This is a genomic window from Cupriavidus sp. GW823-FHT06D04 (assembly GCF_058795055.1).
In genome coordinates this window covers 1-695 of record NZ_JBXAHL010000119.1, presented here as the reverse complement: position 1 = coordinate 695, position 695 = coordinate 1, and the positions used below count along the sequence as shown (strand labels likewise).

The window sequence follows — 695 nt, the reverse complement described above, 5'->3', positions numbered from 1 at the left end:
GCCAGCGGCAAGCTGACGGTCACTGACGTCGATACCGGTGAAGCGCACTTCGCCGCGGTGGCGCCGGAGAGCCTGGCCGGGCAGTACGGCACCTTCAGCTTCGACAGCAACACCGGCGCCTGGAGCTATACGCTGGACAACACCAAGGCCGATGCCCTGATCGCTGGCCAGCAGGTCAGTGATTCGCTGACGGTGTCCTCCGCCGACCAGACGGCGCAGCAGACCATCAAGGTCGACATCACCGGTGCCAACGACCACGCCACCATCTCGGCCTCGGCCAGCGAGGACAAGGCAGTGACCGAAGCCGGCGGCGCAGGCAACACCGACCTCGGCGACGCATCTGCCAGCGGCAAGCTGACGGTTACCGATGTCGACACCGGTGAAGCGCACTTCGCCGCGGTGGCGCCGGAGAGCCTGGCCGGACAGTACGGCACGTTCAACTTCGACAGCAACACCGGCGCCTGGAGCTATACGCTCGACAACACCAAGGCCGATGCCCTGATCGCGGGCCAGCAGGTCAGTGATTCGTTGACGGTGGCTTCGGCAGACCAGACGGGGCAGCAGATCATCAAGGTCGACATCACCGGTGCCAACGACCACGCCACCATCTCGGCCTCGGCCAGTGAAGACAAGGCGGTCACCGAAGCCGGCGGCGCAGGCAATGCTGAAACTGGCGACGCATCCGCCAGCGGCAA

General features: G+C 65.8%; 1 protein-coding gene. It reads left to right on the top strand.

The window, feature by feature from the left end; all coding sequences use genetic code 11:
* Positions 1–695: VCBS domain-containing protein (locus AC1Q7H_RS39840; protein WP_492382515.1), on the top strand; the 695-nt coding region annotated here is incomplete at both ends.